This window comes from Bradyrhizobium sp. I1.14.4, assembly GCF_050435825.1.
Classification (GTDB): domain Bacteria; phylum Pseudomonadota; class Alphaproteobacteria; order Rhizobiales; family Xanthobacteraceae; genus Bradyrhizobium.
On record NZ_JBNDLA010000016.1, the window covers coordinates 70,489 to 93,583 of the forward strand.

Here is a 23,095-nt window from a genome sequence, read left to right on the forward strand (position 1 = left end):
GTCATCTCCAGAGGGCGCGAAAACCGCGCGGTCTCGACGAGGCCGGTCTGTAGCATCCGGCCTTCTCCAAGTCTAATGGCATAATCGTTTGAAATCAGGACTTTAGACCCTCGAAAATGGCCAAATACGTTCCGGAGCCGGTCACTCCCCGTAGTGGCGTAACCGGTCGAGATTGATGATGGTCACCCCGCCATATTCGAGCCGCAGCAGCCCCTCGCGCTCGAGCCGCTTCAAGCACTGGTTGGCATTCTGCCGGGAAATTCCCGACAGCGCCCCGATCTCCTCCTGGGTGATCTCCAGATGCAGGGTGAGGTCCGGGTAGAGAATCGGATTGAACAGCGAGGCGATCGAGCGCGCCAGCCGCGCGGTGGCGTCCAGTGTGCGGCCATATTCGAGCAGCGCGATGAACTGGCCGAGCCGTTCGTTGAGCGACCCCACCAGGAAACGGTTGAACCCGACGCTGTTCTCGAACAGCCAGACGAAGGTCCGGCGATCCATCATCGCCAGCCTGGTGTCGCGCAGCGCAACCACGTCGTAGCGCCGCGGCTCGTTCTTGAGCACGGTGCCCTCGCCGAACCAGGCGCCGGCAGTGAGGCCCGCGAAGCTCGCCGCCTTGCCGCCGCGCGACACGATGCCCATCCGCGCCAACCCAGTGACGATGCCGGTCCAGTACTGGAAATTATCGCCGCGCATGAAAATGAATTCGTTGGCGCGGTAGGACTTCTCGGAAATGCCGGCGCGTGCGATTTCGATTTCTTGCTCGCTCAGTTCGCGCGACCAGGCCGCGATGCGCTTTAGGTAATCAGCAGCAATCATTCTAGCGACGGCATCCCACCCCAAAATACTGCGACAATATCGCACTGCAACAATGCCATGCTGCACGAAGTCAGGAAACCGCTTCCTGGACTGCCACCGAAAATTCCTGACCAATTGTCGGGCACATGACAATTCAACCTACCGCTTTCTCGTATTCAGAGCCACCTCACGTAACGCCGCGCGCGGCTCCCTGGTGGAGCGGCGGATGACGCGTGACTGGGCTTGCAGGCGGGTGCGGCGTTACCGCGCATGACGCAGGCGGTTGGGGGCGAGCGACGCGCCCGAACGCCGGCATCATTAGTCGGATGGTCTCCCTTCGGCAGCCCATGTAAGATCGAAGTAAGATCGAAACGAAGATAAAGAGCGCGCCAAGGCGCCGATATCTGGAGGGAACAGGGTGGCTAACAGTCTCGAGGTGCGCGGAGTCTCACTGCGCTTTGGCGGCGTCCGGGCGCTGACCGAAGTGAGCTTCGGCGTCAACGAGGGCGAGCTGTTCTCCATCATCGGCCCGAACGGTGCCGGCAAGACCTCGATCGTCAACTGCATCTCCGGCCGCTACCGGCCGACCGAAGGCCAGCTGTTCTATCGCGGCCAGGACATCACCGGCCTCACCCCGAACGCGCGACCCCGCCTCGGCATCGGCCGGACCTTCCAGAATCTCGCGCTGTTCCACCACATGAGCGTGCTCGACAATATCATGGTCGGCCGCCATCACCTGCTGAAGAACAACTACATCACGGGATCGCTGTACTGGCTGACCGGCGCGCGCCGCGAGGAGCTGGAGCACCGCCGCAAGGTCGAGGAGATCATCGACTTCCTCGATCTGCAGTCGGTGCGCAAGGCGACCGCCGGCACCCTGCCCTATGGGCTGCGCAAGCGCGTCGAGCTCGCCCGCGCAATGGCGCTCGAGCCGCAACTGATCCTGCTCGACGAACCGATGGCCGGCATGAACTTCGAAGAGAAGGAAGACATGGCGCGCTACATCGTCGATCTCAACGAAGAGTTCGGCATGACGGTCATGATGATCGAGCACGACATGGGCGTCGTGATGGACATCTCCCACCGCGTCATGGTGCTCGACTTCGGCCGCAAGATCGCCGAGGGCGATCCGGCGGCCGTGCTCGCCGATCCCCATGTCAAGCGCGCTTATCTCGGCGAAGAGGACGAGGTGCTGGTCGATTCCGACGACAAGCCCGCGGTGCGGGAGAGTGCGGCATGATGGACTATGCCGGTCGCGCCGCGCAGGCCGACACCTTCCCCAAGATGCTGCGCCTCAACGCGAAGGAGCACGGCCAAGAGATCGCGCTGCGCGAGAAAGATTTTGGGCTGTGGCGCGAATTCACCTGGAACGACTACCAGACACGCACCCATGATTTCGCGTTCGGCATGGTCGAGCTCGGCCTTGGACGCGGCGACGTGATCGGCATCATCGGCGATAACCGGCCGGACTGGGTCGCCGCCGAGATTGCCAGTCACGCGATCGGCGCGATGAGCCTCGGCCTCTATCGCGACGTGCTGGACGAGGAAGCTGCCTATCTCCTGACCTATGGTGAAGCCAAGCTGGTCTTCGCCGAGGACGAGGAACAGGTCGACAAGCTGCTCGGCCTTGCCGATCGCGTGCCCAATCTCAAGCACATCGTCTATTCCGACCCGCGCGGCATGCGGAAATACGACGATCCGCGATTGATGGAGGCGGGCAAGCTCGTCGCCCTGGGCCGCGATCGCGCCGCGCGCGAGCCTGGGCTGTACGAACGGTTGGTCGACGCCACAAGCGGCGAGGATGTCGCGATCCTCTGCACGACCTCGGGCACGACGGCCAACCCGAAGCTTGCGATGCTCTCGGCCGGGCGCGTGCTGCGGCACTGCGCGACCTATCTCGCCTTTGATCCGAAGGGGCCCGACGACGAGTACGTGTCGGTGCTGCCGCTGCCCTGGATCATGGAGCAGATTTACGCGCTGGGCAAAGCGCTGCTCTCCCGGATGAAGGTCAACTTCGTCGAAGAGCCCAACACCATGATGAACGACTTCCGCGAGATCGCGCCGACCTTCGTGCTGTTCGCGCCGCGGGTCTGGGAATCCATCGCCGCCGACGTCCGCGCCGGGGTGATGGACGCCTCGCCGTTCAAGCAGAGGCTCTACGAGCTCGGCATGAAGGCCGGGCTTGCGGCGCTCGCCGAAGGCAAGCGCTCGATGTTCGCCGACCAGCTCTTGTTCCGCGCGCTGCGCGATCGGCTCGGTTTCACCCGGCTGCGTTCGGCGGCAACCGGCGGCGCCGCGCTCGGGCCGGATACGTTCAAATTCTTCCAGGCGATGGGCGTGCCGCTGCGCACGCTGTACGGCCAGACCGAGCTGCTCGGCGCCTACACGCTGCACCCGGAAGGCAAGGTCGATCCCGATACCACCGGCGTTCCGATGGCCGACGACATCGAGATCCGCATCGACAATGCCGACGTCAACGGTGTCGGCGAGATCGTGGTGCGGCACCCCAACATGTTCCACGGCTATTACAAGAACCCCGAAGCGTCGGTCGCCGACATCAAGGACGGCTGGATGCATTCAGGCGATGCCGGCTACTACAACGACAACCGGCAGCTTGTCGTGATCGACCGCATCAAGGATCTCGCCGAGACCTCGCGCGGCGAACGCTTCTCGCCGCAATATATCGAGAACAAGCTGAAGTTCTCGCCCTATGTCGCCGAGGCAGTGGTACTCGGCGCCGGTCGCGACGCGCTCGCCGCGATGATCTGCATCCGTTACTCGATCATCTCGAAATGGGCGGAGAAAAACCGGATCTCGTTCACGACCTATACCGACCTGTCCTCGCGACCCGAGGTCTATGCGTTGTTGAAGAAAGAGGTCGAGACCGTCAACGCCACCTTGCCGCCGGCGCAGCGCATCTCGCGCTTCCTGCTGCTCTACAAGGAGCTCGATGCCGACGACGGCGAACTGACCCGGACCCGAAAGGTCCGCCGCGGCGTCATCAACGAGAAATATGCCGACATCATCGACGCAATCTACCGCGGCAAGGCCAGCATCCCCGTCGACACCGTGATCCGCTTCCAGGACGGCACCACGCAGCGCGTCCGCACCACGCTCGAGGTGGTCGATCTCGGCCGCGCCGCGATCGCGGAGGCCGCGGAATGACGCATTCAACACCGCACGCAGGCTTTCACCTCGCCCGGCTTGCGGGGAGAGGTCGGATCGCGTCAGCGATCCGGGTGAGGGGGAGTCTCCGCGAGGGCGATAACAATCGTTTCGAGGACACCCGCCAAATTGCTGGGGACCTCGTTGTTCCAAAACCGCAGCACACGATAATTGTGGTCGACGAGCCATTTGTCGCGAACAGCGTCGGGCTGACTATCGGCGTGTTGCCCGCCTTCCACTTCAATCACGAGACGGCGTTCTCGACAGATAAAGTCGACGGTGTAGGGTCCAATCGGTTCCTATCTTACGAACTTGTAGCCACTCAGCCTGCGGGCACGAAGCTGGTACCAGAGCGTCCCTTCAGCATCCGTCGAGGCGTTTCGCAACTTCCTTGCGCGTTTGATTTTGGACTCATCGGCACCGCGCATGCGGAGGCTCCCCCTCACCCGTCGCGCTTCGCGCGCCGGCCTCTCCCCGCAAGCGGGGCGAGGCGAACAGCTCAGCATAGCACATGAACACCCAGTTCCTGATCCAGCTGATCGTCAACGGCCTCGTGGTCGGCACGCTCTATGGCGTGGTCGCGATGTCGTTCGTGCTGATCTACAAGGCGACGCAGGTCGTGAATTTCGCCCAGGGCGAATTGCTGCTGGTCGGCGCCTGGGTGTGCTGGGCGCTGCTGACGAAATATCAGCTGCCGTTCTGGGTCGGGATGCCGATCACGCTCGTGTTCATGTTCATCTTCGGCATCGCGATCCAGGTCGTGATCCTGCGTCCGATGATCGGTGAGCCGATCATCTCCGTCATCATGGTCACGATCGGCCTGTCGACCGTGTTCCAGGCCGCGCTGAAGTGGATCTTCGGCGTCAACCCGCAGCCGTTCCCGCGCATATTCCAGAGCGACTCGGTCAGCCTGTTCGGACTGCAGATCCAGACCGTCTATGTCATGAGCCTCGTGGTCTCCCTCGCCATGATGGTCGGCATGGCCTGGTTCTTCCGCGCCTCCAAATACGGCCTGGCGATGCGCGCCACCGCGTTCAACCAGCAAGTCGCGCAGTCGCTCGGCATCTCCGTGAAGAGCGTGTTCGCGATGGCGTGGGCGATCTCGGCCACCGTCTCGGCGGTCGCCGGTGTCGTGGTCGCTGTGGTCAACGGCGTGTCGTCCGGCCTCTCCGCCTACGGCATCAAGGTGTTTCCGGCGGCGATCCTGGGCGGCCTGGACTCGGTCGGCGGCGCCGTGCTGGGCGGCATCATCATCGGGCTGCTGGAAAATGTCGCCCAGTATGTCGACAGCCAGTATCTGCACTGGGGCAATCTTTACGAGATCGCGCCGTTCTACGTCCTGATCATCCTCTTGATGATCAAGCCGTACGGCCTGTTCGGCACCAAAGATATTGAGCGGGTCTAATCAATGGCGACAAGCACACTGATACCGTCGGGCGACTTCCGCAGCACCTACGCGGCGGACACCACGATCTTCCCGACCTCGACCAGCCGCAATTTCGCGATCGCCGGCATCGTGCTCGCCTGCTTTGCGCCGATGGTGCTGACCAATTACTGGCTCAGCGTATCGATCCAGATCGGCATCTTCGCGATCGCGGCCCTCGGCCTCAACGTTCTGGTCGGCTTCACCGGCCAGATCTCGATCGGCCACGCCGCGTTCTTCCTGTTCGGCGCATTCACCTCGGCCTACATCTCCAACAACGCGCCGATCCCGGTGTTCTTTGCCATTCCGCTCGCCGGCGTGATCACCGCGCTGGTCGGCCTGATCTTCGGCGTGCCGGCGGCGCGGCTGAAGGGCCTCTATCTCGTCATCGCAACGCTCGCCGCGCAGTACATCCTGCTCGACTTCTTCTCGCGCGCCGATTGGTTCTCGGGCGGCTCGGTGCCGGCCAGCGCCAACCCCTTCTCGATCTTCGGCTACACCCTGCGCGGCGACCGGCAATATTTCTACGTCGTTCTCGCCTACGTGGTGATCAGCTACCTGCTCGTCACCAACCTGATGCGCACCCGCGACGGCCGTGCGCTGGTCGCGATCCGCGACCACTATCTCTCCGCCGAGATCATGGGCATCAACCTCACCAAGTACCGGACGCTGTCGTTCGGACTCGCCGCCTTCTTTGCCGGCATCGCGGGCGCGCTCTACGCGCATTATCAGCTCGTTGTCTCCCAGGAGGGTTTCGGCATCGAGCGCTCGGTGCTGTTCCTCGCCATGGTCATCATCGGCGGCACCGGCTCGGTGATGGGCACGCTGATGGGAACGGCCTTCGTGGTGCTGCTGCCGGAATCGATGGAATGGCTGAGCGCGTGGCTGAAGGGCGGCGCCATCGACAAGGCGCTGCAGCTCAACAACAACCTCACCTTCCTGCGCGAGATCGCGATCGGCCTGATCATCATCGGCTTTTTGATGTTCGAGCCGGACGGGCTCGCGCATCGCTGGCGGCAGATCAAGGCCTACTGGAAGCTTTATCCGTTCTCGCACTGACGCAGGAAACGACTCAAATTCGGTTCAACGAATAAGCAGGAGGAAACAAAGAATGACGATTAGATCCCTTTTGAGCTCGGTCTCCCTTGCGCTGCTGATCAGCAGCGCGGCCGCCACCGCACGGGCGCAGATTGCCATCGGCCATCTGCAGGACCTCTCGGGCGGCACCTCCGACGTCGGCACGCCGTATGGCCAGGGCGTCGCCGATACCTTCGCCTGGGTCAACAAGAACGGCGGCGTCGGCGGCAAGCAACTCAGTGTCGACAGCAACGACTATGGCTACCAGGTGCCGCGCGCGATCGCGCTGTACAAGAAGTGGTCGGCGTCCGACGGCAAGGTCGCGGCGATCATGGGCTGGGGCACGGCGGATACCGAGGCGCTGACCGGCTTCCTCGCGCAGGACAAGATCCCCGACATCTCCGGCTCCTACGCCGCTGCGCTGACCGATCCGGAAGGCACCAGCGGCAAGGCCAAGCCCGCACCGTACAATTTCTTCTACGGCCCGAGCTATTCCGACGCGATGCGCGCGATGCTGACTTGGGCCGCTGAGGATTGGAAGGCCAAGGGCAAGTCCGGCAAGCCGAAGTTCGTCCATATGGGCGCCAACCATCCCTATCCGAACGCGCCGAAGGCGGCCGGCGAAGCGCTCGCCACCGAGCTCGGCTTCGAGGTCTTGCCGCCGCTGGTGTTTGCGCTTTCGCCCGGCGACTACTCGGCACAGTGCCTGAGCCTGAAGAGCTCCGGCGCCAATTACGCCTATCTCGGCAATACGGCGGCCTCCAACATCTCCGTGTTGAAGGCCTGCAAGACCGCCGGCGTCGACATCCAGTTCCTAGGCAATGTCTGGGGCATGGACGAGAACGCCGCCAAGACCGCCGGCGATGCCGCCGACGGCGTGATCTTCCCGCTCCGCACCGCGGTGAGCTGGGGCGGCAACGCGCCCGGCATGAAGACGGTGATGGAAATCTCCAAGATGTCCGATCCGTCAGGCAAGGTCTATCGCCCCGTGCATTACATCGCGGCGGTGTGTAGCGCGCTCTATCTGAAGGAGGCGCTCGACTGGGCCGCCAAGAATGGCGGCGCCACCGGCGAGAACGTCGCCAAGGGCTTCTACCAGAAGAAGGACTGGATACCGGCCGGAATGGACGGCGTCTGCAATCCCTCCACCTGGACCGAGAAGGATCACCGCCCGACCACAAAGGTCGACCTCTATCGCTCGAAGGTGTCGGGCGCGACCGACGGCGACATCAACGATCTGATGGGCAAGGGCACGATCAAGCTCGAGAAGGTGAAGACCGTCGAACTGCCGCGCAAGCCGGAATGGTTTGGGTGGTAAGGTCGTAACTCAGGAAGTCGTCATCCCCCGCGAAGGCGGGGGATCCAGTACGCCGCGCCCTTACCGTATTGATCGCAGGCGTCTCTGGAATACTGGGTCACCCGCTTTCGCGGTGACGACAGTGGAGAGTGATTGAGACCATGAACGAAACCCTCGAAGCCACCCGCCCGGTGCCGACGGCAGTCCCGCCGCCGCCGCTGCTGAGCGTCAACAATATCGAAGTCGTCTACGACGACGTCATCCTGGTGCTGCGCGGCCTCAGCCTCGAGGTGCCGAAGGGGGCGATCGTGGCGCTGCTCGGCGCCAACGGCGCCGGCAAGTCGACCACGCTGAAGGCGATCTCCGGCCTGCTGAAGACCGAGGACGGCGAGGTCACCCGCGGTGAGATCCTGTTCGAGGGCCAGCGCATCAACGGCATCGATCCGGACAAGATCGTCCGTCGCGGCATCTTCCAGGTGATGGAGGGTCGCCGCATCGTCGCCGACATGACCTCGCTGGAGAATTTGCGGCTCGGCGCCTTCACCCGGCGCGACGGCGAGGTCTCGGCCGACATCGACATGGTGTTCAGATATTTCCCGCGCCTGAAGGAGCGCACCGGCCTCGCCGGCTATCTCTCCGGCGGCGAGCAGCAGATGCTCGCGATCGGCCGCGCGCTGATGGCGCGCCCGAAGATGATCCTGATGGACGAGCCATCGATGGGATTGTCGCCGCTGCTCGTGAAGGAAGTGTTCGCGATCATCAAGGAGATCAACCGCGATCTCGGCGTCACGATCCTGCTGGTCGAGCAGAATGCCCGGGCCGCGCTCTCGGTCGCGAGCCATGGCTACATCATGGAACAGGGCAAGGTGGTGCTCGACGGCTCCGCCGACGGGCTGCGCGACAACGAGGACGTCAAGGAGTTCTACCTCGGCGGCGCCGGCGACCAGCGCAAGAGCTTCAAGAATTTGAAGAGCTTCAAGCGGCGCAAGCGCTGGCTGTGAGGATATCGAGCGTTTTCGGGCGGGGTTGCGTGTGCAGAAAACGCGCCAGACCAGGAAGGCGGTTCTATCCGAGCACGTGCTCGGCCTCAGTGACCGCGCAGAGAACATGGTAGAACGACGACGCCGGGATAGTGGCGACCAGCGACGCGCCGTCGCGGTCGAACTGGTCGTGCCAGCCGCCGGCCACGGAATGGCTGAGATAGTAGCGTTCCAGCAGCACCAGCGCCGCGCGCGCCTCGTCCGCCGCGCCGGCTTCGCCCGATTCGGCCTGCGCGATCCAGGCCTTCGCCAGCTCGCTCTGCGGCCACAGCCGCCTGGTGTGGCGGCGGATGTTGCCTTCGGAATCGCCCTCGTCGATCAGGCAGCCGGTGGCCGCGTCGCGATAGCGCAGCGCGGAGGCCAGCAACTCGCCGCGCGGGCGCCCGGTGGGGCAGCCGGTGATGCGCTCAAATCCCTTCAGCAGCCAGACCCATTCCGCGAGGTGCCCGGGCTCGACGCTGACCGGCGGGATTTTCGACCAGTCCTCCTCGAAATATTCGCCGAGCACCCGCGCCTGCTTGTCGTAGAGGTTGGCCAGGAACAGCGCGAAGAAATCGCCGGCGCGGTTCTGGAACGAAAGATCGTGCGTCGCGTCGAAGCAAGCGATCATCGCCTCGAACAGATGCATCTGCGGGTTCTGCCGGCGCGGCATCGACGGCGGCAGGCCTTCCTGGAAACCGCCATGGGGCGAGCGCAACTGTGTGTCGAGGAACGACAGCAGCGCGTCGATCTCGGCGCGGATCTGGGAGTCCTGGTCGAGGCCGTAGACGGTCGCCATCGCGAGCAGCACGAAGGCATGGCCATAGGTGTCGCGCAGCGGGTCGAGCACGCCACCTTCGGCCGTCAGGCTGTAGACGAAGCCCGGTCGGCCGTCCGGCGCCTTGGCCTTGGCCAGCAGGTAGTCCAGCCCCTTCAGCGCGATCGCGCGGCCTTCGGGATACCAACCCAGCTGGGCCGCCTTGGCGTAGCAATAGATCTGGCGCGCCTGCACGAAGACCCGGCGCGGCGCGGCCTGATCGGCCGTCCCATCCTGATGCAACCGGTCGACAAAGCCGCCGGCCGCACTGTCCCAGCCGACGGTCGACCACAGCGGCAGTGCCTGGTCGACAATGCGGCGCTTCAGCCTCGCGACGACATCGGCGGCCCCGTCCGCCGCAACGCTCTCTGCTTCAGCCATCGTGCTTCCTGGAACCATCCCACCGTCGGCAGTCACCGTCTGATAGCACGGGCAGACCGGCACGCAACCCGTGCAAATCCCCTCAAGGACCTGCCATGACCGACCATTACGACGCCTTTGAAACGCGCGATCCGGCCGAGCGCGAGGCCGCACTGTTCGCCCGGCTGCCGGAGATGCTGCGCAAGGCGATGGCGGCGCCCGCCTATGCCAACCTGCTGAGGGGCACCGCTCCCGCATCCATCACCAGCCGGGAGGCGCTGGCGGGGCTGCCGGTGCTGCGCAAGTCGGAACTGCCGGCCCTGCACCAGGCCGCGCCGCCCTTCGGCGGCTTCGTCGCCGACACGCCCGGCTCGTTCGCCCGTCTCTTCACCTCGCCCGGACCGATCTTCGAGCCCGAGGGCCGCCAGGCAGACCCCTGGCGCGGCGCGCGGGCGCTGTTTGCGGCCGGCTTCCGCGAAGGGGACGTGGTGCTGAACACCTTCAGCTATCACCTCACCCCCGGCGGCTTCATCTTCGACGCCTCCGCGCGGGCGCTCGGCTGCGCGGTAATACCGGCGGGCCCAGGCAATACCGAGCAGCAATTCGAGCTGATCGAGGCCTATCGCCCGGTCGGCTATAGCGGCACCCCGGACTTCCTGAAGATCCTGCTGGACGCCGCCGCCACCGCCGGCCGCGACGTGTCCTCGATCAAGCGCGCATTGGTCTCGGGCGCCGCATTTCCGAAATCGCTGCAAGAGGAGATGAAGTCGCGCGGCGTCGAGGCCTACCAGGCGTTCGGCACGGCAGATCTCGGCCTAATCGCGTTCGAGACGCCGGCGCGCGAGGGAATGACGGTCAACGAGGATTTGATCCTGGAGATCGTCAAGCCCGGTACCGGCGATCCGGTCGCACCGGGCGACGTCGGCGAGATCGTGGTCACCTCACTGGATCCGCACCATCCCTGGATTCGCCTGGCGCTCGGCGATCTGACCGCCGCCCTGCCCGGCGCGAGCCCGTGCGGACGCACCAACATGCGCATCAAAGGCTGGATGGGCCGCGCCGACCAGACCACCAAGGTCAAGGGCATGTTCGTGCGCCCCGAGCAGATCGCGGAAATCGGCAAGCGCCATCCCGAACTCGGACGGCTCCGCCTCGTCGTCACGCGCGCCGGCGAGACCGATGCGATGACGCTGAAGGCCGAGTGTGCTTCGGCGCTGGATGCCCTGCAGGGCGAGGTTGCAGCAACGCTGCGTGCCGTGACAAAACTCAGCGGCACGGTCGAGTTGGTCGGCGCGGGCGCGCTGCCGAACGACGGCAAGGTGATTGCGGACGAGCGATAATCCTCGAGACCAGCCGGAGCGTGGTCAATCCACATTTGTCGCGCGCGGCATTGTGAACTATTGAGCTAGCTCATGCCTCGTGGAGACAAACGGATCATCACCTCATGAGCAGTGCTTCCGGAGATCAGCCGCGAAGGCCGGCGGTTTTCTTCGATCGGGACGGCGTCCTGAACAAGGACATCGGTTACCTGTTCGAAAGCCACAGGCTGATCTGGATCGATGGCGCGCGCGAGGCGGTGAAGGCCGTCAACGACCTGGGCTATTTTGCTTTTGTCGTGACCAATCAGTCAGGCGTTGCAAGAGGCCTCTACGAGGAGGCGCATGTCCAGCAACTCCACGACTGGATGGCCGGTGAGCTCGGCAAGATCGGCGCGCATATCGACGCCTTCGAGTATTGCCCGTTCCATCCAGAGGGGATCGTGGAGCGATATCGGCAGGTCAGCCACCGACGCAAGCCATCGCCGGGCATGATCAATGATCTTCTGGAGCGTTTTCCGGTCGACGTTGAACGCAGCTTTCTGGTTGGCGACCAGCCGACCGATCTCGCGGCCGCGCGCGCGGCAGGCCTGAAGGGTTACCTGTTCGCAGGCCCCAATCTGGAGCTATTCATGAAGCCTCTGCTGAAGAGAAGCTGAAGACCGCCGCAGGCGCGAGGCCACGATCGCAATCAGAACGTCCGAACCAGCTCGATCACCTCATCCTGCTGCTGGCGCGTGATCTCGGCGAACATCGGCAGCGAGAGAATCCGGCCCTGATCGCGATGGGCGTTGGGGAATTGCTCCGGCCTGTGGTCGAACCGCCCATAGGCTGGCAGGAACGGCAGCGCTGTGGGGTAATTGATCGCGGTCTGCACGCCGCTGGCACTGAGATGGGCGGCGAGCGCGTCGCGGCGCGGATGCCTGATCGTGTAGAGGTGGTAGACGTGGCTGCGCGCCGGCGCGACCTCGGGCACCACGACATCTTCGATCTGGTTGAGGCCGGCATCATAGACTTCAGCAGCGGCCTGCCGGGCCTCGGTCCAGGCGGCGAGATGCGGCAGCTTGGCCGAGAGGATAGCGGCCTGCATGCCGTCGAGCCGGCTGTTGATGCCTTCGATATGGTGCTGATGCTTCACCAGCCCGCCATGGCGCGCCAGCATCGCCATCTGCTCGGCAAGCGCCGTGTCGTTGGTGACGACCGCGCCGGCGTCGCCCATCGCGCCGAGATTCTTGCCGGGATAGAACGAATAGGTCGCGGCCTCGCCGAAGGTGCCGACCATGCGGCCCTTGTAGCGCGCGAGATGGGCCTGGGCGCAGTCCTCGATCACCCAGAGCTTGTGCTTCCGCGCGATCGCCATGATCGCGTCCATGTCCGCGGGCTGGCCGTACAGATGCACCGGGATGATGCCGACCGTGCGTGGCGTGATCGCCGCCTCGATCGCAGCCGGATCGATCGTGAACGTCGCGTCATCGGTATCGCAGAATACGACGGTGGCGCCGGAATGGGTGATCATCGCCGCAGTCGAGATCCAGGAATGCGCCGTCGTGATCACCTCGTCACCCGGCCGCACCTTCAGTGCCCGCATGGCGAGGTAAAGCGCGTCGGTGCCGTTCGCGCAGGATACGCAGTGAGCGACCGCCGCAGCCGCAGCGAATTCGCGCTCGAAGGCGTCGACATAGCTGCCGCGGATAAAGGCGTTGTCGCGGATCACGCCGGCGATCGCCGCATCGATCTCATCCTTGATCGACTGATATTGCAGTTGCAGATCGGCATACGGCACGGGCATCGATCGTCCCCTATTGGCTCGCCAGCAGCCGGCGCGCCGGATTGCCAGCGTAAGTGCCTGATATCGTGATGTCCTTGGTCACCACCGATCCTGCGCCGACGACGACGTCGTCGGTGATCCTGACCGGCATGATCGTGGCGTTGGAGCCGATCGACACGCGGTTGCCGATCACCGTCTCGCGCCACAGCTCCTTGCGTCCACGCGCCGGGCCGCCGGTGGAGAACGTGTCGTTGACGAACATCACGCCGTGCCCGACGAAGCAGTCCTCGCCGATGGTGACGAGCTCGCAAACGAAGGCATGCGATTGCACGCGGGTGCGCGCCCCGACGACCACGCCGTTCTGAATTTCGGTGAAGGGCCCGACGAAGCAATCGTCGCCGAGCTTGCAGCCATAGAGATTGCAGGGCTCGACGATCTTGACGCGTTCGCCGAACGCGACATCGCGCACGCTGGCCTGATGCACTTCCGGCCGATTCACGAAACGACACCCAGCCGGCTCAATCGCGGCGTGAAGCGCAGCGCGACCTCCTCACCGGTCTCGATCGATTCATAGAGAGCCGAGATCAGCTCCAGGCTCTTGCGGCCCTCGAGCCCGTCGACCAGCGCCGCGCGCTGGTTCTCCAGGCAATCGACCACATGATGATAGTAGGCCTGATGGCCGAAGCCGTAGACATTGGGCGGGTTGACCGAGAACTTCTCCACGACGTCCTTGTCCGACGGCAGCTCGTCGACAAAGCGCCAGTGCCGGATCTGGTTGACCGCGAAACCGGAAATCTCGACCGTGCCCCTTTCGCCGAGGATCGACAGCGAGCCCTCGAGATCGGTCGGACGCGCCGCGGTGGTTGCCTCGATGATGCCGAGCGCGCCGTTGCGGAACTTCAGCGTTGCGACGGCCGTGTCCTCGGTTTCGATCCTGGCCAACGCCGTCGTCGCGCGCGCATGCACGCTCACGACGTCGCCGAAGAACCACTCCAGCATGTCGACGTGGTGGCTCGCCTGATTGGTCAGCACACCGCCGTCATAGGCCCAGGTGCCGCGCCAATCGTCCTGGTCGTAATAGGCCTGGTCGCGGCACCAGCGCACCCGGACCGTCCCCAGGATGAGCTTGCCGAAGCGGCCAGCATCGAGCGCCTCGCGCGCCTTGACCACCGGCACGTTGAAGCGGTTCTGCTTGACGATGAACATCTTGACGCCGGCCTGATCGCAGGCGCGGATCATGTCGTCCGCGTCCTGCAGACGCAGCGCCATCGGCTTCTCGACCACGACGTGCTTGCCTGCCTTGGCACAAGCGATCACATGCGCGGGATGCAGTCCGCTCGGCGTCAGCACGGCAACCGCGTCGATATCCTTGCGTGCCAGGAATTCGTCCACGTCATAATGGGCCGCAACGGCGAACTTCCCGGCAACGGCATCAGCGCGCGCGCGGATCGGATCGCACACCGCAACCAGGCTCGCTCCCGTGATGTGATTGCCACCCAGGAGATCGGAATGACGCTTGGCGATGCGCCCGCACCCGAGCAGGCCAAATCTGATCATGCAACAGGCCTTGTCTTGTCTCGCGGCCGACCGTTGCAGCCAGCCGAACAGCCGAGGGAACAAGCGGCCTTGCAAGCCGCACGGTAATGTCCATTACCCAGAAAACTTGGGATTAGGCAAGGCGCATGCGCCGATCCAGCGGCACGGCCCGCGGCGTGATGCTTCGAGCTTGCCATAGCCGATAGGCCCCGAAATATGCGGGCCAAAAGCAGCAAACATCGACCTCACGCGCCCGACTTGTTGCAGCTCCAATAAATGTCCAGTCCGCAATATCGCGGGATCGGCGAGGCAAGGAGTTGGGGACGCGTCCAGAGCTTAAATGGCCGTTCCTGATCGGCGTTCTGAGTGACCGCGCGAAAATTCGAATACCCCGAACAGAGCGTCTGCAAAGATTTGGCCGAGATGAATTCGGTCGCCGGCGCCAGCGAACCGTCCTGGGTTTGATCATAGGCGCCGGTTTCACCGTCGCGGAAGGTCCCCCGATAGCCTCCGAGTTCACGCAGCATATAGCGAAGCGCGCGTTTCGGCTCGAGCACGAACTGCCGGTAGGAGTAGGCATAGTAGACCATGCCGACGAGGCGTCCGCCTGGCACCAGAAGCCGGCGGCAGGCCGCGATTGCAGCGGCGAGGTTGCCGGTATGATGCAGGCAGCCGATCGCGACAACCGCATCGAACGAATTGTCGGGAAACGAATTGCTGAGAATGCTACCTTGAACGGCCCTGCCGTTCTGCCCGCTCTGCTTGATCCGGTGATTGACCATCGTGACCGGGTTGGCGGCGATATCGAGACCGGTGAAGTCGGCGCCGCTCTCCGCGATCTTCTGCGAGACGCTGCCGTAGCCGAGCCCGATCTCGAGCACGCGCTTGCCGCGCATTGCCTTCCAGTCGATGTACTTCTCGAGATATGGATAGAAGTGGAAATAGTTCTCGTCGTAGCGCCGCAGCGACTCCATCGAGGAATCGGTGATACCCCATGCCCGGGCCGCTGCCGAGCCACACAGTTCGTCCCAGAACGCCGAGTTGGCGGCGTCGATCGCCCATTGAGTTTCGTTCATAGCGGACCGCCTGCTTCAGCCAACAGTATGTTTCGACGCATGACGCCGAATATCCGTTATTGCTGGTTCTGCCAATATCTGAGTTAGTCCCATTTTCGGCTCATTATCGCTATCGAAAGGCCGCGAGTGGCCAATCCCGTCGACCTAGCGAGCAGCCGCGATTCAGCCGGAACAATTTGGAGCAATGACCTCGTGGCCCCTCTCACCGGAGGCATACGAAAGACTTGGCGAGCGCAAGCATCAGCCAAAGCTCCGCGGCCCGGAAAGGAGCCTCGCTATCCCAGCCGCTGGGCCTTATATCCTCGGCGAAGAATCTCTTCCCACCAAGGCCTATTGTGGAGGTACCATAATACGGTATTCCTGATGGCGGCCTCGAAGCTTTGCTGTGGTCTCCAGCCGAGTTCTGTTTCGATTTTGGATGGGTCGATGGCGTAGCGGCGATCGTGACCGGGACGATCCCTGACGAACGAGATGAGGCGCTTATGTGTGCCCGCCTCGGATCCCCTAACCCCATCAAGCAGCGCGCAAAGCAGTTCCACGACCTCGAGATTGGTCCGTTCGCACCTGCCGCCGACATTGTACGTCTCCCCCACTCTTCCGTGCTGAAGAATGCGGACGAGTACGTCCGCATTGTCCTCAACGTACAGCCAGTCGCGGATGTGTTGGCCGTCACCGTAAACGGGCAGCGGCTCATCGGCTATTCCCCTGATGATCATGTGAGGGATCAGCTTTTCGGGAAATTGATAGGGCCCGTAATTGTTGGAGCAATTTGTTACTAGGGTCGGCAGTTCGTAGGTCTCGTGCCAGGCACGGACGAGATGATCGGACGCTGCCTTGCTAGCAGAATAAGGCGAGTTTGGCGCATACGCGCTTGTTTCCACGAAATGGCCGTCGGCACCCAGCGTGCCAAAGACTTCGTCCGTCGAGACATGAACGAGGCGGAACTCGCCGCGCTCGGCGGGCTCCAACGCCCGCCAATAACGCAGCGATTCCTGAAGCAGGGTGAAGGTGCCCACGACGTTGGTCTGGATGAAATCGCTCGGAGCGTCGATCGAGCGATCGACATGGCTTTCCGCAGCAAGGTGCATCACGGCCTGAGGCCGGTAGCGATCGAAGAGACTGCGCAAACCGGCACTATTGCAGATGTCCGTTCTCGATAGAGCGTATCGTTCGCCGCTAGCGGCCGACGGAATTGAGTGAAGGCTGGACGCATAGGTAATTTTGTCAATATTGACAATCGATGCGTCGGTACAATTCAGCAAACGTCGAATAACCGCAGAGCCGATGAAGCCGGCTCCTCCGGTAACAAAAATCGTTGCCTTGCTAGGCAGCATCGGTACCGACCTCAGTTCGACTGCCGGGAATTGGCAATACTATCATAGATCGACAGCAGGTACTCGCCATAGCTGCTCTTCCCATTCCGCTGCGCAACGCTGTGAAAGGCTTCAAGGGAGACGTAACCGAGCCTTAGTGCGATCTCTTCCGGACACGCGATCCGCAAACCTTGGCGCTGCTCGAGAACTTGTACGAAATGACTGGCCTCGACCAGGGAGGCGTGGGTCCCTGTGTCCAGCCATGCGAAGCCGCGCCCCAGAATCTCGACCTGCAGATCGCCGCGCTCCATGTACGCGCGATTGACGTCGGTGATCTCAAGTTCACCTCTTGCCGAGGGCTTGAGGGAGGAAGCAATGTTCAAGACCTGATTGTCGTAGAAATACAAGCCGGTCACGGCGAGATTGGATTTCGGCAGGCGCGGCTTTTCCTCAATCGAAATCGCCCTTCCATCCCGGTCAAGCTGGACGACGCCGTAGTCCTGAGGACGCTGGGTGACATAGCCAAAAATGGTAGCTCCCGAAGCTCTCGCGCTGGCACGGGTCAACATTTCCGGCAACCCATGCCCGAAGAACAGGTTGTCGCCGAGCACCAGGGCAACGTTGTCCTTGCCAATGAAATCGCGTCCGACAATGAAGGCGTCAGCAAGACCGCGAGGATGGTCCTGGCTTGCGTATTCAAGGTTCAGGCCAAAGTCCGAGCCGTCACCCAGCAACCGGCGAAACAACGGCAGATCATGTGGCGTAGAGATGATCAGAATCTCCCTGATGCCACTCAGCATCAAGGTCGAGAGAGGGTAGTAGATCATGGGCTTGTCGAATATCGGCAAGAGCTGCTTCGACACGACAATCGTAACCGGGTAGAGCCGAGACCCGGTACCACCAGCAAGAATTAGGCCCTTCATCCAATCCCGCCTGTGCAATTATCCAGATAGTCTATCAGAAGCCGTTGGTTCGGAAACGCGCGATGTGATATTGGTGCCCAGCAGCCACGACATTTGCGTCATTAGGCGGGAACAATGGAATAAAATACAAGCACATTCTTGTCGTCTTATCGGCGTCGTGTCATGTAGCCTAAGTCCAGGAAGGCGCCATCGTTTGGCGATCGTATGGAATCACTCTGCCTGACGCGATGACCGCCAATGGAACAACCCAAACGTACAGCCCGATACGGCGGTAATGAAATATCGGATTACTGACCTGGAGCTCGGCTGGCCGCAGGCCAAACTCGCCCTGCTCGCCTATGCCCACGTCGCGGTTTGCTGCGCTTCGCTGTACTGCATCATAGTCACGGATACCTTCCCGGGTATTATCGGCTTCGACAAATCGCACCTACCATCAGCCATCATGAACGTGCTGGTGTTCAGTCCGATCGTTTTCCTGTTCGCAATCTGTCGCTTCAGCTTCGGCTATCTCGTCGGCTTCTACTTCTACATAATGGTCCTGGGATATCTCTGGCTGATCGAATTTTCGCTGCTCGATTACAATCACCGCCTGGCACTCATCTCGATCGTGCTTTCGGCGTTTGCATTCCTCATCCCCACGCTGCTGATCACCGCGCCAATGCGGCAGGCTGTCGTCATGCCGGCTCGCGTCTTTCACATGATGCCTTCGGTCATTCTGATTGCCTCGGCCACAATCATCGGCATCGGCTCGCTCTACAACCTCAAGCTGGTCGATCTCACTGAGATGTACAAATATCGCGCCGAGGTCGCGCTGCCAGGCTTCCTGCAATACGCCGTCTGGATCGCGTCAAACGCGCTGTTGCCGCTCGCGTTTGCCTGCTTTGTCACCAGCAAGCGGATCTGGCAGGCAGGGATCGCTCTCCTTCTCATGCTTCTCTTCTATCCGATCATGCTCACCAAGATGGCACTGTTTGCGCCGGTCTGGCTGCTGTTTCTCGCGCTCATCTGCAGGCTGGCTGAGGCCAGGATTGCAACGATCCTGTCGTTTTTCCTGCCGGTCCTGATTGGCACCATTCTCTTCGTCCTGGTCAAAGCCGGCGCGTTTCCACTCAGGCCCGGATTGGTTTATTTCGGCACGGTGAACACCAGGATGGTTGCAATTCCGTCGCTCGCGCTCGAAGTCTACAACAACTACTTCTCAGCGCACCCGTTGACCCATTTCTGCCAGATCAACGCATTGAAACTCGTGGCTGCGTGCGCTTACGACGAGCCGATATGGGCCGTAATGGCCAAGGCCTACGATCTCGGTGCCTTCAATGCCTCGCTGTTTGCCACCGAAGGGGTTGCTTCGGTCGGCCTCGTGCTCGCTCCGGTGTCCGCGCTGGGCTGCGGCCTGATCATTGCTCTCGGCAATCGCCTGTCGTCCGGCTTGCCGACGCGATTCGTGCTGCTATCTGCAGGGGTTCTCCCCCAGGTTCTCCTCAACGTCCCGCTTTCGACAGCCCTGCTGACCAACGGCACCGCGCTGCTTTTCCTGCTCTGGTACATTGCGCCGCGGTCAGCCTTCGACGAGCCGGGAGCGTCGACGACCGCTGTGAGCGAAAGTCTCCGGGCCGCAAGCGCCGGCTAGCACGCGCCGGTCGGTCTCCTCCGCCAGAACCGTTTCCGACAGGCTGTCCGGCGGAGTGATAACTGGAGCGCTGACGAGATCGCCTAAGCGCGAATGATATTGTCCGCCGGTTGAGAAAACTTTCCGCGACAATCGACGAGCAGCGGAGCATGCGCTCCGAGCATCTGGTAGTCGAACTTGTCGTGGTCGGTCGCAAGCAGAACGCAATCGAAGCGCTGCAGATTGTCCGCGGTGAGCGCGACACTAGACAGGTCGAACGAGTGCGCCCGCATCTTCGGGAAGGTGGGGACGTGCGGGTCGCTGTAGGCGACCTTGGCGCCGAGGTCGCGAAGCTTTTCCATCAACAGCACCGAAGGCGATTCCCGAACGTCGTCGACATTCTTCTTGTAGGCAATGCCGAGGACCAGGACCGAGCTGCCGCTGATCGACTTGTGCCTCTGATTGAGGGCCAGCGAGATCTTCGACACGACGTAATCCGGCATCGAGGAATTGATCTCTCCGGCGAGCTCGATGAAACGCGTATGCATGCCGTATTCCCGCGCCTTCCAGGTCAGGTAGAACGGGTCGATCGGAATGCAGTGCCCGCCGATGCCGGGACCGGGATAGTACGGCACAAAGCCGAACGGCTTGGTTGCTGCCGCGCGGATCACCTCGTGAATATCGATCCCCATCTTGTCGGCAACCATCTTCATCTCGTTGACGAGGCCGATATTCACGGAACGATGGATGTTCTCCAGCAGCTTTGTCAGCTCCGCAGCCTGTGTCGAGCTCACGGGAACGACCCTGTCGATCACCTGACGATAGAGGGCGATCCCAGCCTCGAGGCATGCGGGTGTGCAGCCACCGCAGACCTTCGGGATCGACCGCGTCGAGAACTTCTGGTTGCCGGGATCTTCGCGTTCCGGCGAGAAAACGAGAAAGATATCGTTGCCGACAGTGAAACCGCACTTTTCTATGCGCGGCTTCAATTCCTCCTCGGTCGTGCCGGGGTAGGTCGTACTTTCGAGCGACAGCACCATTCCCTGATGCAGATATGGCAATAGCGATTCCGTCGTATTCAGCACGAAGCTGAGATCGGGTTCGCGATATTTGTTAAGTGGGGTAGGAACGCAGAGGATGAGCGCATCGACTTCTCGCGCACGCGTGAAATCCGTGGTCGGCTCGAAGCCGAGCTCCGTCGCCTTCCTGATGCTGGCGGCCGAGATATGCTCGATATAGGATTGACCCCCGCGAAGCGCATCGACCTTGGCTTGGTCGATATCAAAGCCAATGACCTTGTAACCCACCTCGCTGTAGCGAAGCATGAGCGGCAGGCCGACGTAGCCCAAGCCCACGATACCAATCCTGGCGGTCTTGCAGTCCAGCTTGTCGATCAGTGCGGAATTCATGTCTAACGTCCGTAGGTGTGGTTGTGTTCAAAACAGCGTGCTGAATAAAGTCCGCAAGGCATGGAGCCTCTGACCGAGATGGTGCATAGACGTCCCGTACCCGTCCGACAAGCCCAAAAGCGGTCGGTAGGCATGGCTCATCCACCTTGGCGACTGGCCCCGTCGGCGCCCGACCAGATTGAGATCGCCTTCGCCGAAGGGAGCGGCCTATTTCAGATTGCGGCGTCCGGCCGTCTGGAGCACCAGATCGTAATCGCTGCGAACATTGCGCGCCCGTCCGAGGATCGCGCGATTGATACGCTCCGACGGCGCCATCGCCTCCGGCGTCCACCATTCGGGATGAGTGAGAAGGTGTAGCTGGTCATGTCCGTGCGTGATCACTTCCGACATCGGCTTGAAACGCCAGTAACCGTTGGAGTCGGAGCAGTAAACGTAGTCACGCCTGAACCGGCCCGCATACGCATTGATCAACCCGTCGATCTCCTCCCCTTCGAACTCAAGCAGATTGGTCAGGTCAGGATTGTGCCAGCTCATGCAGCGGACGGGAGTCTCCAGCGCGAACTCAAGCAGTTTCCGTTCACGCTGCACGGCTGCGACGAGTTCTGCCTCGTCCCACCGCGTCACCGTGTAAGCACCGGCATCGAAGTGCAGTCCGATCTCGTGACCGAAGTCGGCGATCCGGCGCACCAGCGCCATGATTTGGGGCTCGAGCAAATTGTAGAACAAGCAATGGGGATTGACGAAATAGGTCGCGACCGCCCCCTCCTCGGCCTCGATCTCGGCTAGCGCGGCGGCGCGATGCATCGATACGTCGATGTCGTGCCGCCAGATGACGTGCCGGCCGCTGGCAGGCTCGCCGTATCGCGCGAAGCGGTAGCCACCAGCCTTGAGCAGAAGAAGCAGTCGTCGAAAGCCCGTTTCTGTGAATTCGGAGAAAGCCTGGTTGATCATCGTGAAGCTCAAGCGTGATCGCGAAGTTTGGCCATCACCAACTGGTCCGTCCACCTGCCGTCGATAAAACAGGCGCGGCGCATGGTCCCCTCGATCGTGAGCCCAGCTTTCTGATACGCCTTGATGGCCCTTTCATTGTCTGCGAATACCCTGAGCCACACGCGCTGAAGATTTCGGTCTTTGAAGGCGAAATCGATCGCAAGCGCCACCGCCTCCGCTCCCGCGCCACGGCCGCGATCAACGTCCTGCCCGATCCGGATGGTCAGCTCTGCGGTGCGATGGACCGGGTGAAGGTCGATCAGCTGCACTACGCCGATCAAGCGAAGGTCAGGAAGTGTGCGGATAGCGAAGACGATCTTGGCTGTTGAAGTGATGACCGATGTGAGCCAACTCTCATGAGCGGCTTCGTGAACCGGTGAGAACGGAGCGTTGAAGCGGACCGCATCGGGATCGTTGATCCAGTGAAACAACTGAAGAGAGTCTTCGTTTCGGATTTCGGTAAGCGCAATGACCTGCCCTTTAATCATGGCTGCCTCCAGGTAATCTCGTCGCCGGCCGCCCGTCCCACATCAGATAGTCGATCACGGAGAGGCCCGGAATGAACGCCTCATGCGAGCCATACGGCCGGGGCACGAAGCTCTGGCTTACCAGACGAATGCCGTGTTCTTCGAACAGCTCGTCCTGCTGATATCCTCCAGCACCGCCGCCAGCGAGATAGGCATCCCCGCCGACCGCCTTGACGAGTGAGATGAGGAGCTCGGTTGCTTTGCCCGCATGCGGCAGTTCGGACTGCCGCATAAATCGCGTCGCAACGCCCAGATGCTCCGCGATCGCTTTGATGGCCGCGATATTGAACGCTGCAAGGTTGGTTTCATGCTGCTCGAACAGGGGCTGCAAGAGTGCCATCGCCTCGCGAAATTGCGGCGCCTTGCCGTAGCTTGCCTGCAGCGTCGCAATCATCTTGCGGCGCCACGGCCGGCCGTCATCGATCTCCGCAGCATTGAGCGGCGCCCCCAAGGGCAGGCGACGGACAGGGCACGTGGCCCAGCGTGCCTCGCCCTGGATGGCAATTCGCACCCTGTTCGACCACGATCCCATGCCCCCCGACCCGGAGCGCGGATAATCGACAGCATCGAGCAGCACGAACACATCGGCACGTCGGATCTTGTCAAAGTACCCGAGCCACGGAAAGAAGTTGGGTTGATGGATCGCAACGAGGCATCCCATCGTGGTGCCCACCC

21 protein-coding genes and 1 pseudogene are annotated in these 23,095 nt (G+C 62.2%); 9 read left to right on the plus strand and 13 right to left on the minus strand.

Annotated elements, in window-relative coordinates; all coding sequences use genetic code 11:
* Nucleotides 1–141: 141 nt before the first annotated feature.
* Nucleotides 142–816: a Crp/Fnr family transcriptional regulator gene (locus tag ABIB78_RS26660; RefSeq protein WP_429029611.1), complete on the minus strand. Its 675-nt coding sequence runs from the start codon at nucleotides 814–816 to the stop codon at nucleotides 142–144.
* A 397-nt stretch (nucleotides 817–1,213) separates the two neighbouring features.
* On the opposite strand from ABIB78_RS26660, the gene ABIB78_RS26665 reads away from it, so the two are divergent.
* Both ABIB78_RS26665 and ABIB78_RS26670 read left to right on the plus strand, forming a co-directional pair.
* Entirely contained in the window at nucleotides 1,214–2,035 is an 822-nt protein-coding gene (locus tag ABIB78_RS26665; protein ID WP_429029613.1) for an ABC transporter ATP-binding protein, read from the plus strand.
* Nucleotides 2,032–3,960 carry a long-chain fatty acid--CoA ligase gene (locus ABIB78_RS26670; RefSeq protein ID WP_429029615.1) on the plus strand — a complete coding sequence of 643 codons (1,929 nt, stop codon included), beginning with the start codon at nucleotides 2,032–2,034 and terminating at the stop codon, nucleotides 3,958–3,960. The genes ABIB78_RS26665 and ABIB78_RS26670 overlap by 4 nt, the downstream gene beginning before the upstream one ends.
* A gap of 62 nt (nucleotides 3,961–4,022) precedes the next feature.
* Here ABIB78_RS26670 and ABIB78_RS26675 read toward each other — a convergent pair.
* Nucleotides 4,023–4,466 (minus strand): annotated as a pseudogene (locus ABIB78_RS26675) (endonuclease domain-containing protein).
* Between the two features lie 5 nt (nucleotides 4,467–4,471).
* On the opposite strand from ABIB78_RS26675, the gene ABIB78_RS26680 reads away from it, so the two are divergent.
* The 4 genes from ABIB78_RS26680 to ABIB78_RS26695 all read left to right on the plus strand — a co-directional run bounded on the left by ABIB78_RS26680 (nucleotide 4,472) and on the right by ABIB78_RS26695 (nucleotide 8,758).
* On the plus strand, nucleotides 4,472–5,365 hold the full coding sequence (locus ABIB78_RS26680) for a branched-chain amino acid ABC transporter permease (RefSeq protein WP_429029617.1): 894 nt from the start codon (nucleotides 4,472–4,474) through the stop codon (nucleotides 5,363–5,365).
* 3 nt (nucleotides 5,366–5,368) lie between these two features.
* Nucleotides 5,369–6,442, plus strand: a complete 1,074-nt coding sequence (locus ABIB78_RS26685; protein WP_429029620.1) for a branched-chain amino acid ABC transporter permease — start codon at nucleotides 5,369–5,371, stop codon at nucleotides 6,440–6,442.
* 52 nt (nucleotides 6,443–6,494) lie between these two features.
* Nucleotides 6,495–7,778: an ABC transporter substrate-binding protein gene (locus ABIB78_RS26690; protein ID WP_429029622.1), complete on the plus strand. Its 1,284-nt coding sequence runs from the start codon at nucleotides 6,495–6,497 to the stop codon at nucleotides 7,776–7,778.
* Nucleotides 7,779–7,918: 140 nt separating this feature from the next.
* The gene (locus tag ABIB78_RS26695; RefSeq protein ID WP_429029624.1) at nucleotides 7,919–8,758 is read left to right on the plus strand and encodes an ABC transporter ATP-binding protein; all 840 of its coding nucleotides are present in this window, start codon (nucleotides 7,919–7,921) and stop codon (nucleotides 8,756–8,758) included.
* Nucleotides 8,759–8,822: 64 nt separating this feature from the next.
* Here the strand turns inward: ABIB78_RS26695 and ABIB78_RS26700 are convergent, their stop codons facing one another.
* Nucleotides 8,823–9,974, minus strand: coding sequence for an AGE family epimerase/isomerase (locus ABIB78_RS26700; RefSeq protein ID WP_429029626.1), 1,152 nt, complete (start codon nucleotides 9,972–9,974; stop codon nucleotides 8,823–8,825).
* A 95-nt stretch (nucleotides 9,975–10,069) separates the two neighbouring features.
* Between ABIB78_RS26700 and ABIB78_RS26705 the strand changes: the two genes are divergently transcribed.
* Nucleotides 10,070–11,293 carry a phenylacetate--CoA ligase family protein gene (locus ABIB78_RS26705; RefSeq protein WP_429029628.1) on the plus strand — a complete coding sequence of 408 codons (1,224 nt, stop codon included), beginning with the start codon at nucleotides 10,070–10,072 and terminating at the stop codon, nucleotides 11,291–11,293.
* 104 nt (nucleotides 11,294–11,397) lie between these two features.
* Complete coding sequence (locus tag ABIB78_RS26710) at nucleotides 11,398–11,928, plus strand: HAD family hydrolase (RefSeq protein ID WP_429029630.1); 531 nt, start codon at nucleotides 11,398–11,400, stop codon at nucleotides 11,926–11,928.
* Nucleotides 11,929–11,960: 32 nt separating this feature from the next.
* On the opposite strand, the gene ABIB78_RS26715 is transcribed toward ABIB78_RS26710, so the two are convergent.
* The 6 genes from ABIB78_RS26715 to rfbA all read right to left on the minus strand — a co-directional run bounded on the left by ABIB78_RS26715 (nucleotide 11,961) and on the right by rfbA (nucleotide 17,885).
* Nucleotides 11,961–13,058, minus strand: coding sequence for a DegT/DnrJ/EryC1/StrS family aminotransferase (locus ABIB78_RS26715; protein WP_429029632.1), 1,098 nt, complete (start codon nucleotides 13,056–13,058; stop codon nucleotides 11,961–11,963).
* A 10-nt stretch (nucleotides 13,059–13,068) separates the two neighbouring features.
* A complete protein-coding gene (locus tag ABIB78_RS26720; protein WP_429029634.1) occupies nucleotides 13,069–13,536 on the minus strand; it encodes an acyltransferase in 468 nt (155 codons plus the stop codon).
* A complete protein-coding gene (locus ABIB78_RS26725) occupies nucleotides 13,533–14,594 on the minus strand; it encodes a Gfo/Idh/MocA family protein (protein WP_429029637.1) in 1,062 nt (353 codons plus the stop codon). Before ABIB78_RS26725 ends, ABIB78_RS26720 begins: the two co-directional genes overlap by 4 nt.
* Before the next feature lie 224 nt (nucleotides 14,595–14,818).
* Nucleotides 14,819–15,649 carry a methyltransferase domain-containing protein gene (locus ABIB78_RS26730; protein WP_429029640.1) on the minus strand — a complete coding sequence of 277 codons (831 nt, stop codon included), beginning with the start codon at nucleotides 15,647–15,649 and terminating at the stop codon, nucleotides 14,819–14,821.
* Between the two features lie 275 nt (nucleotides 15,650–15,924).
* The gene (gene rfbB / locus ABIB78_RS26735) at nucleotides 15,925–16,983 is read right to left on the minus strand and encodes a dTDP-glucose 4,6-dehydratase (protein ID WP_429029643.1); all 1,059 of its coding nucleotides are present in this window, start codon (nucleotides 16,981–16,983) and stop codon (nucleotides 15,925–15,927) included.
* A gap of 11 nt (nucleotides 16,984–16,994) precedes the next feature.
* On the minus strand, nucleotides 16,995–17,885 hold the full coding sequence (gene rfbA, locus ABIB78_RS26740) for a glucose-1-phosphate thymidylyltransferase RfbA (RefSeq protein ID WP_429029645.1): 891 nt from the start codon (nucleotides 17,883–17,885) through the stop codon (nucleotides 16,995–16,997).
* A 274-nt stretch (nucleotides 17,886–18,159) separates the two neighbouring features.
* Between rfbA and ABIB78_RS26745 the strand changes: the two genes are divergently transcribed.
* Nucleotides 18,160–19,515 (plus strand): hypothetical protein, encoded by a 1,356-nt coding sequence (locus ABIB78_RS26745; protein ID WP_429029647.1) that lies wholly within the window; start codon nucleotides 18,160–18,162, stop codon nucleotides 19,513–19,515.
* An 83-nt stretch (nucleotides 19,516–19,598) separates the two neighbouring features.
* Here ABIB78_RS26745 and ABIB78_RS26750 read toward each other — a convergent pair whose 3' ends face one another.
* From ABIB78_RS26750 to ABIB78_RS26765, 4 genes are all read right to left on the minus strand, one after another.
* The gene (locus ABIB78_RS26750) at nucleotides 19,599–20,903 is read right to left on the minus strand and encodes a nucleotide sugar dehydrogenase (protein ID WP_429029649.1); all 1,305 of its coding nucleotides are present in this window, start codon (nucleotides 20,901–20,903) and stop codon (nucleotides 19,599–19,601) included.
* 207 nt (nucleotides 20,904–21,110) lie between these two features.
* Nucleotides 21,111–21,854 carry a hypothetical protein gene (locus tag ABIB78_RS26755; protein WP_429029650.1) on the minus strand — a complete coding sequence of 248 codons (744 nt, stop codon included), beginning with the start codon at nucleotides 21,852–21,854 and terminating at the stop codon, nucleotides 21,111–21,113.
* Nucleotides 21,855–21,862: 8 nt separating this feature from the next.
* A complete protein-coding gene (locus ABIB78_RS26760; RefSeq protein ID WP_429029653.1) occupies nucleotides 21,863–22,381 on the minus strand; it encodes a GNAT family N-acetyltransferase in 519 nt (172 codons plus the stop codon).
* Entirely contained in the window at nucleotides 22,374–23,093 is a 720-nt protein-coding gene (locus tag ABIB78_RS26765) for a WbqC family protein (RefSeq protein WP_429029655.1), read from the minus strand. Before ABIB78_RS26765 ends, ABIB78_RS26760 begins: the two co-directional genes overlap by 8 nt.
* Nucleotides 23,094–23,095 lie beyond the last annotated feature (2 nt).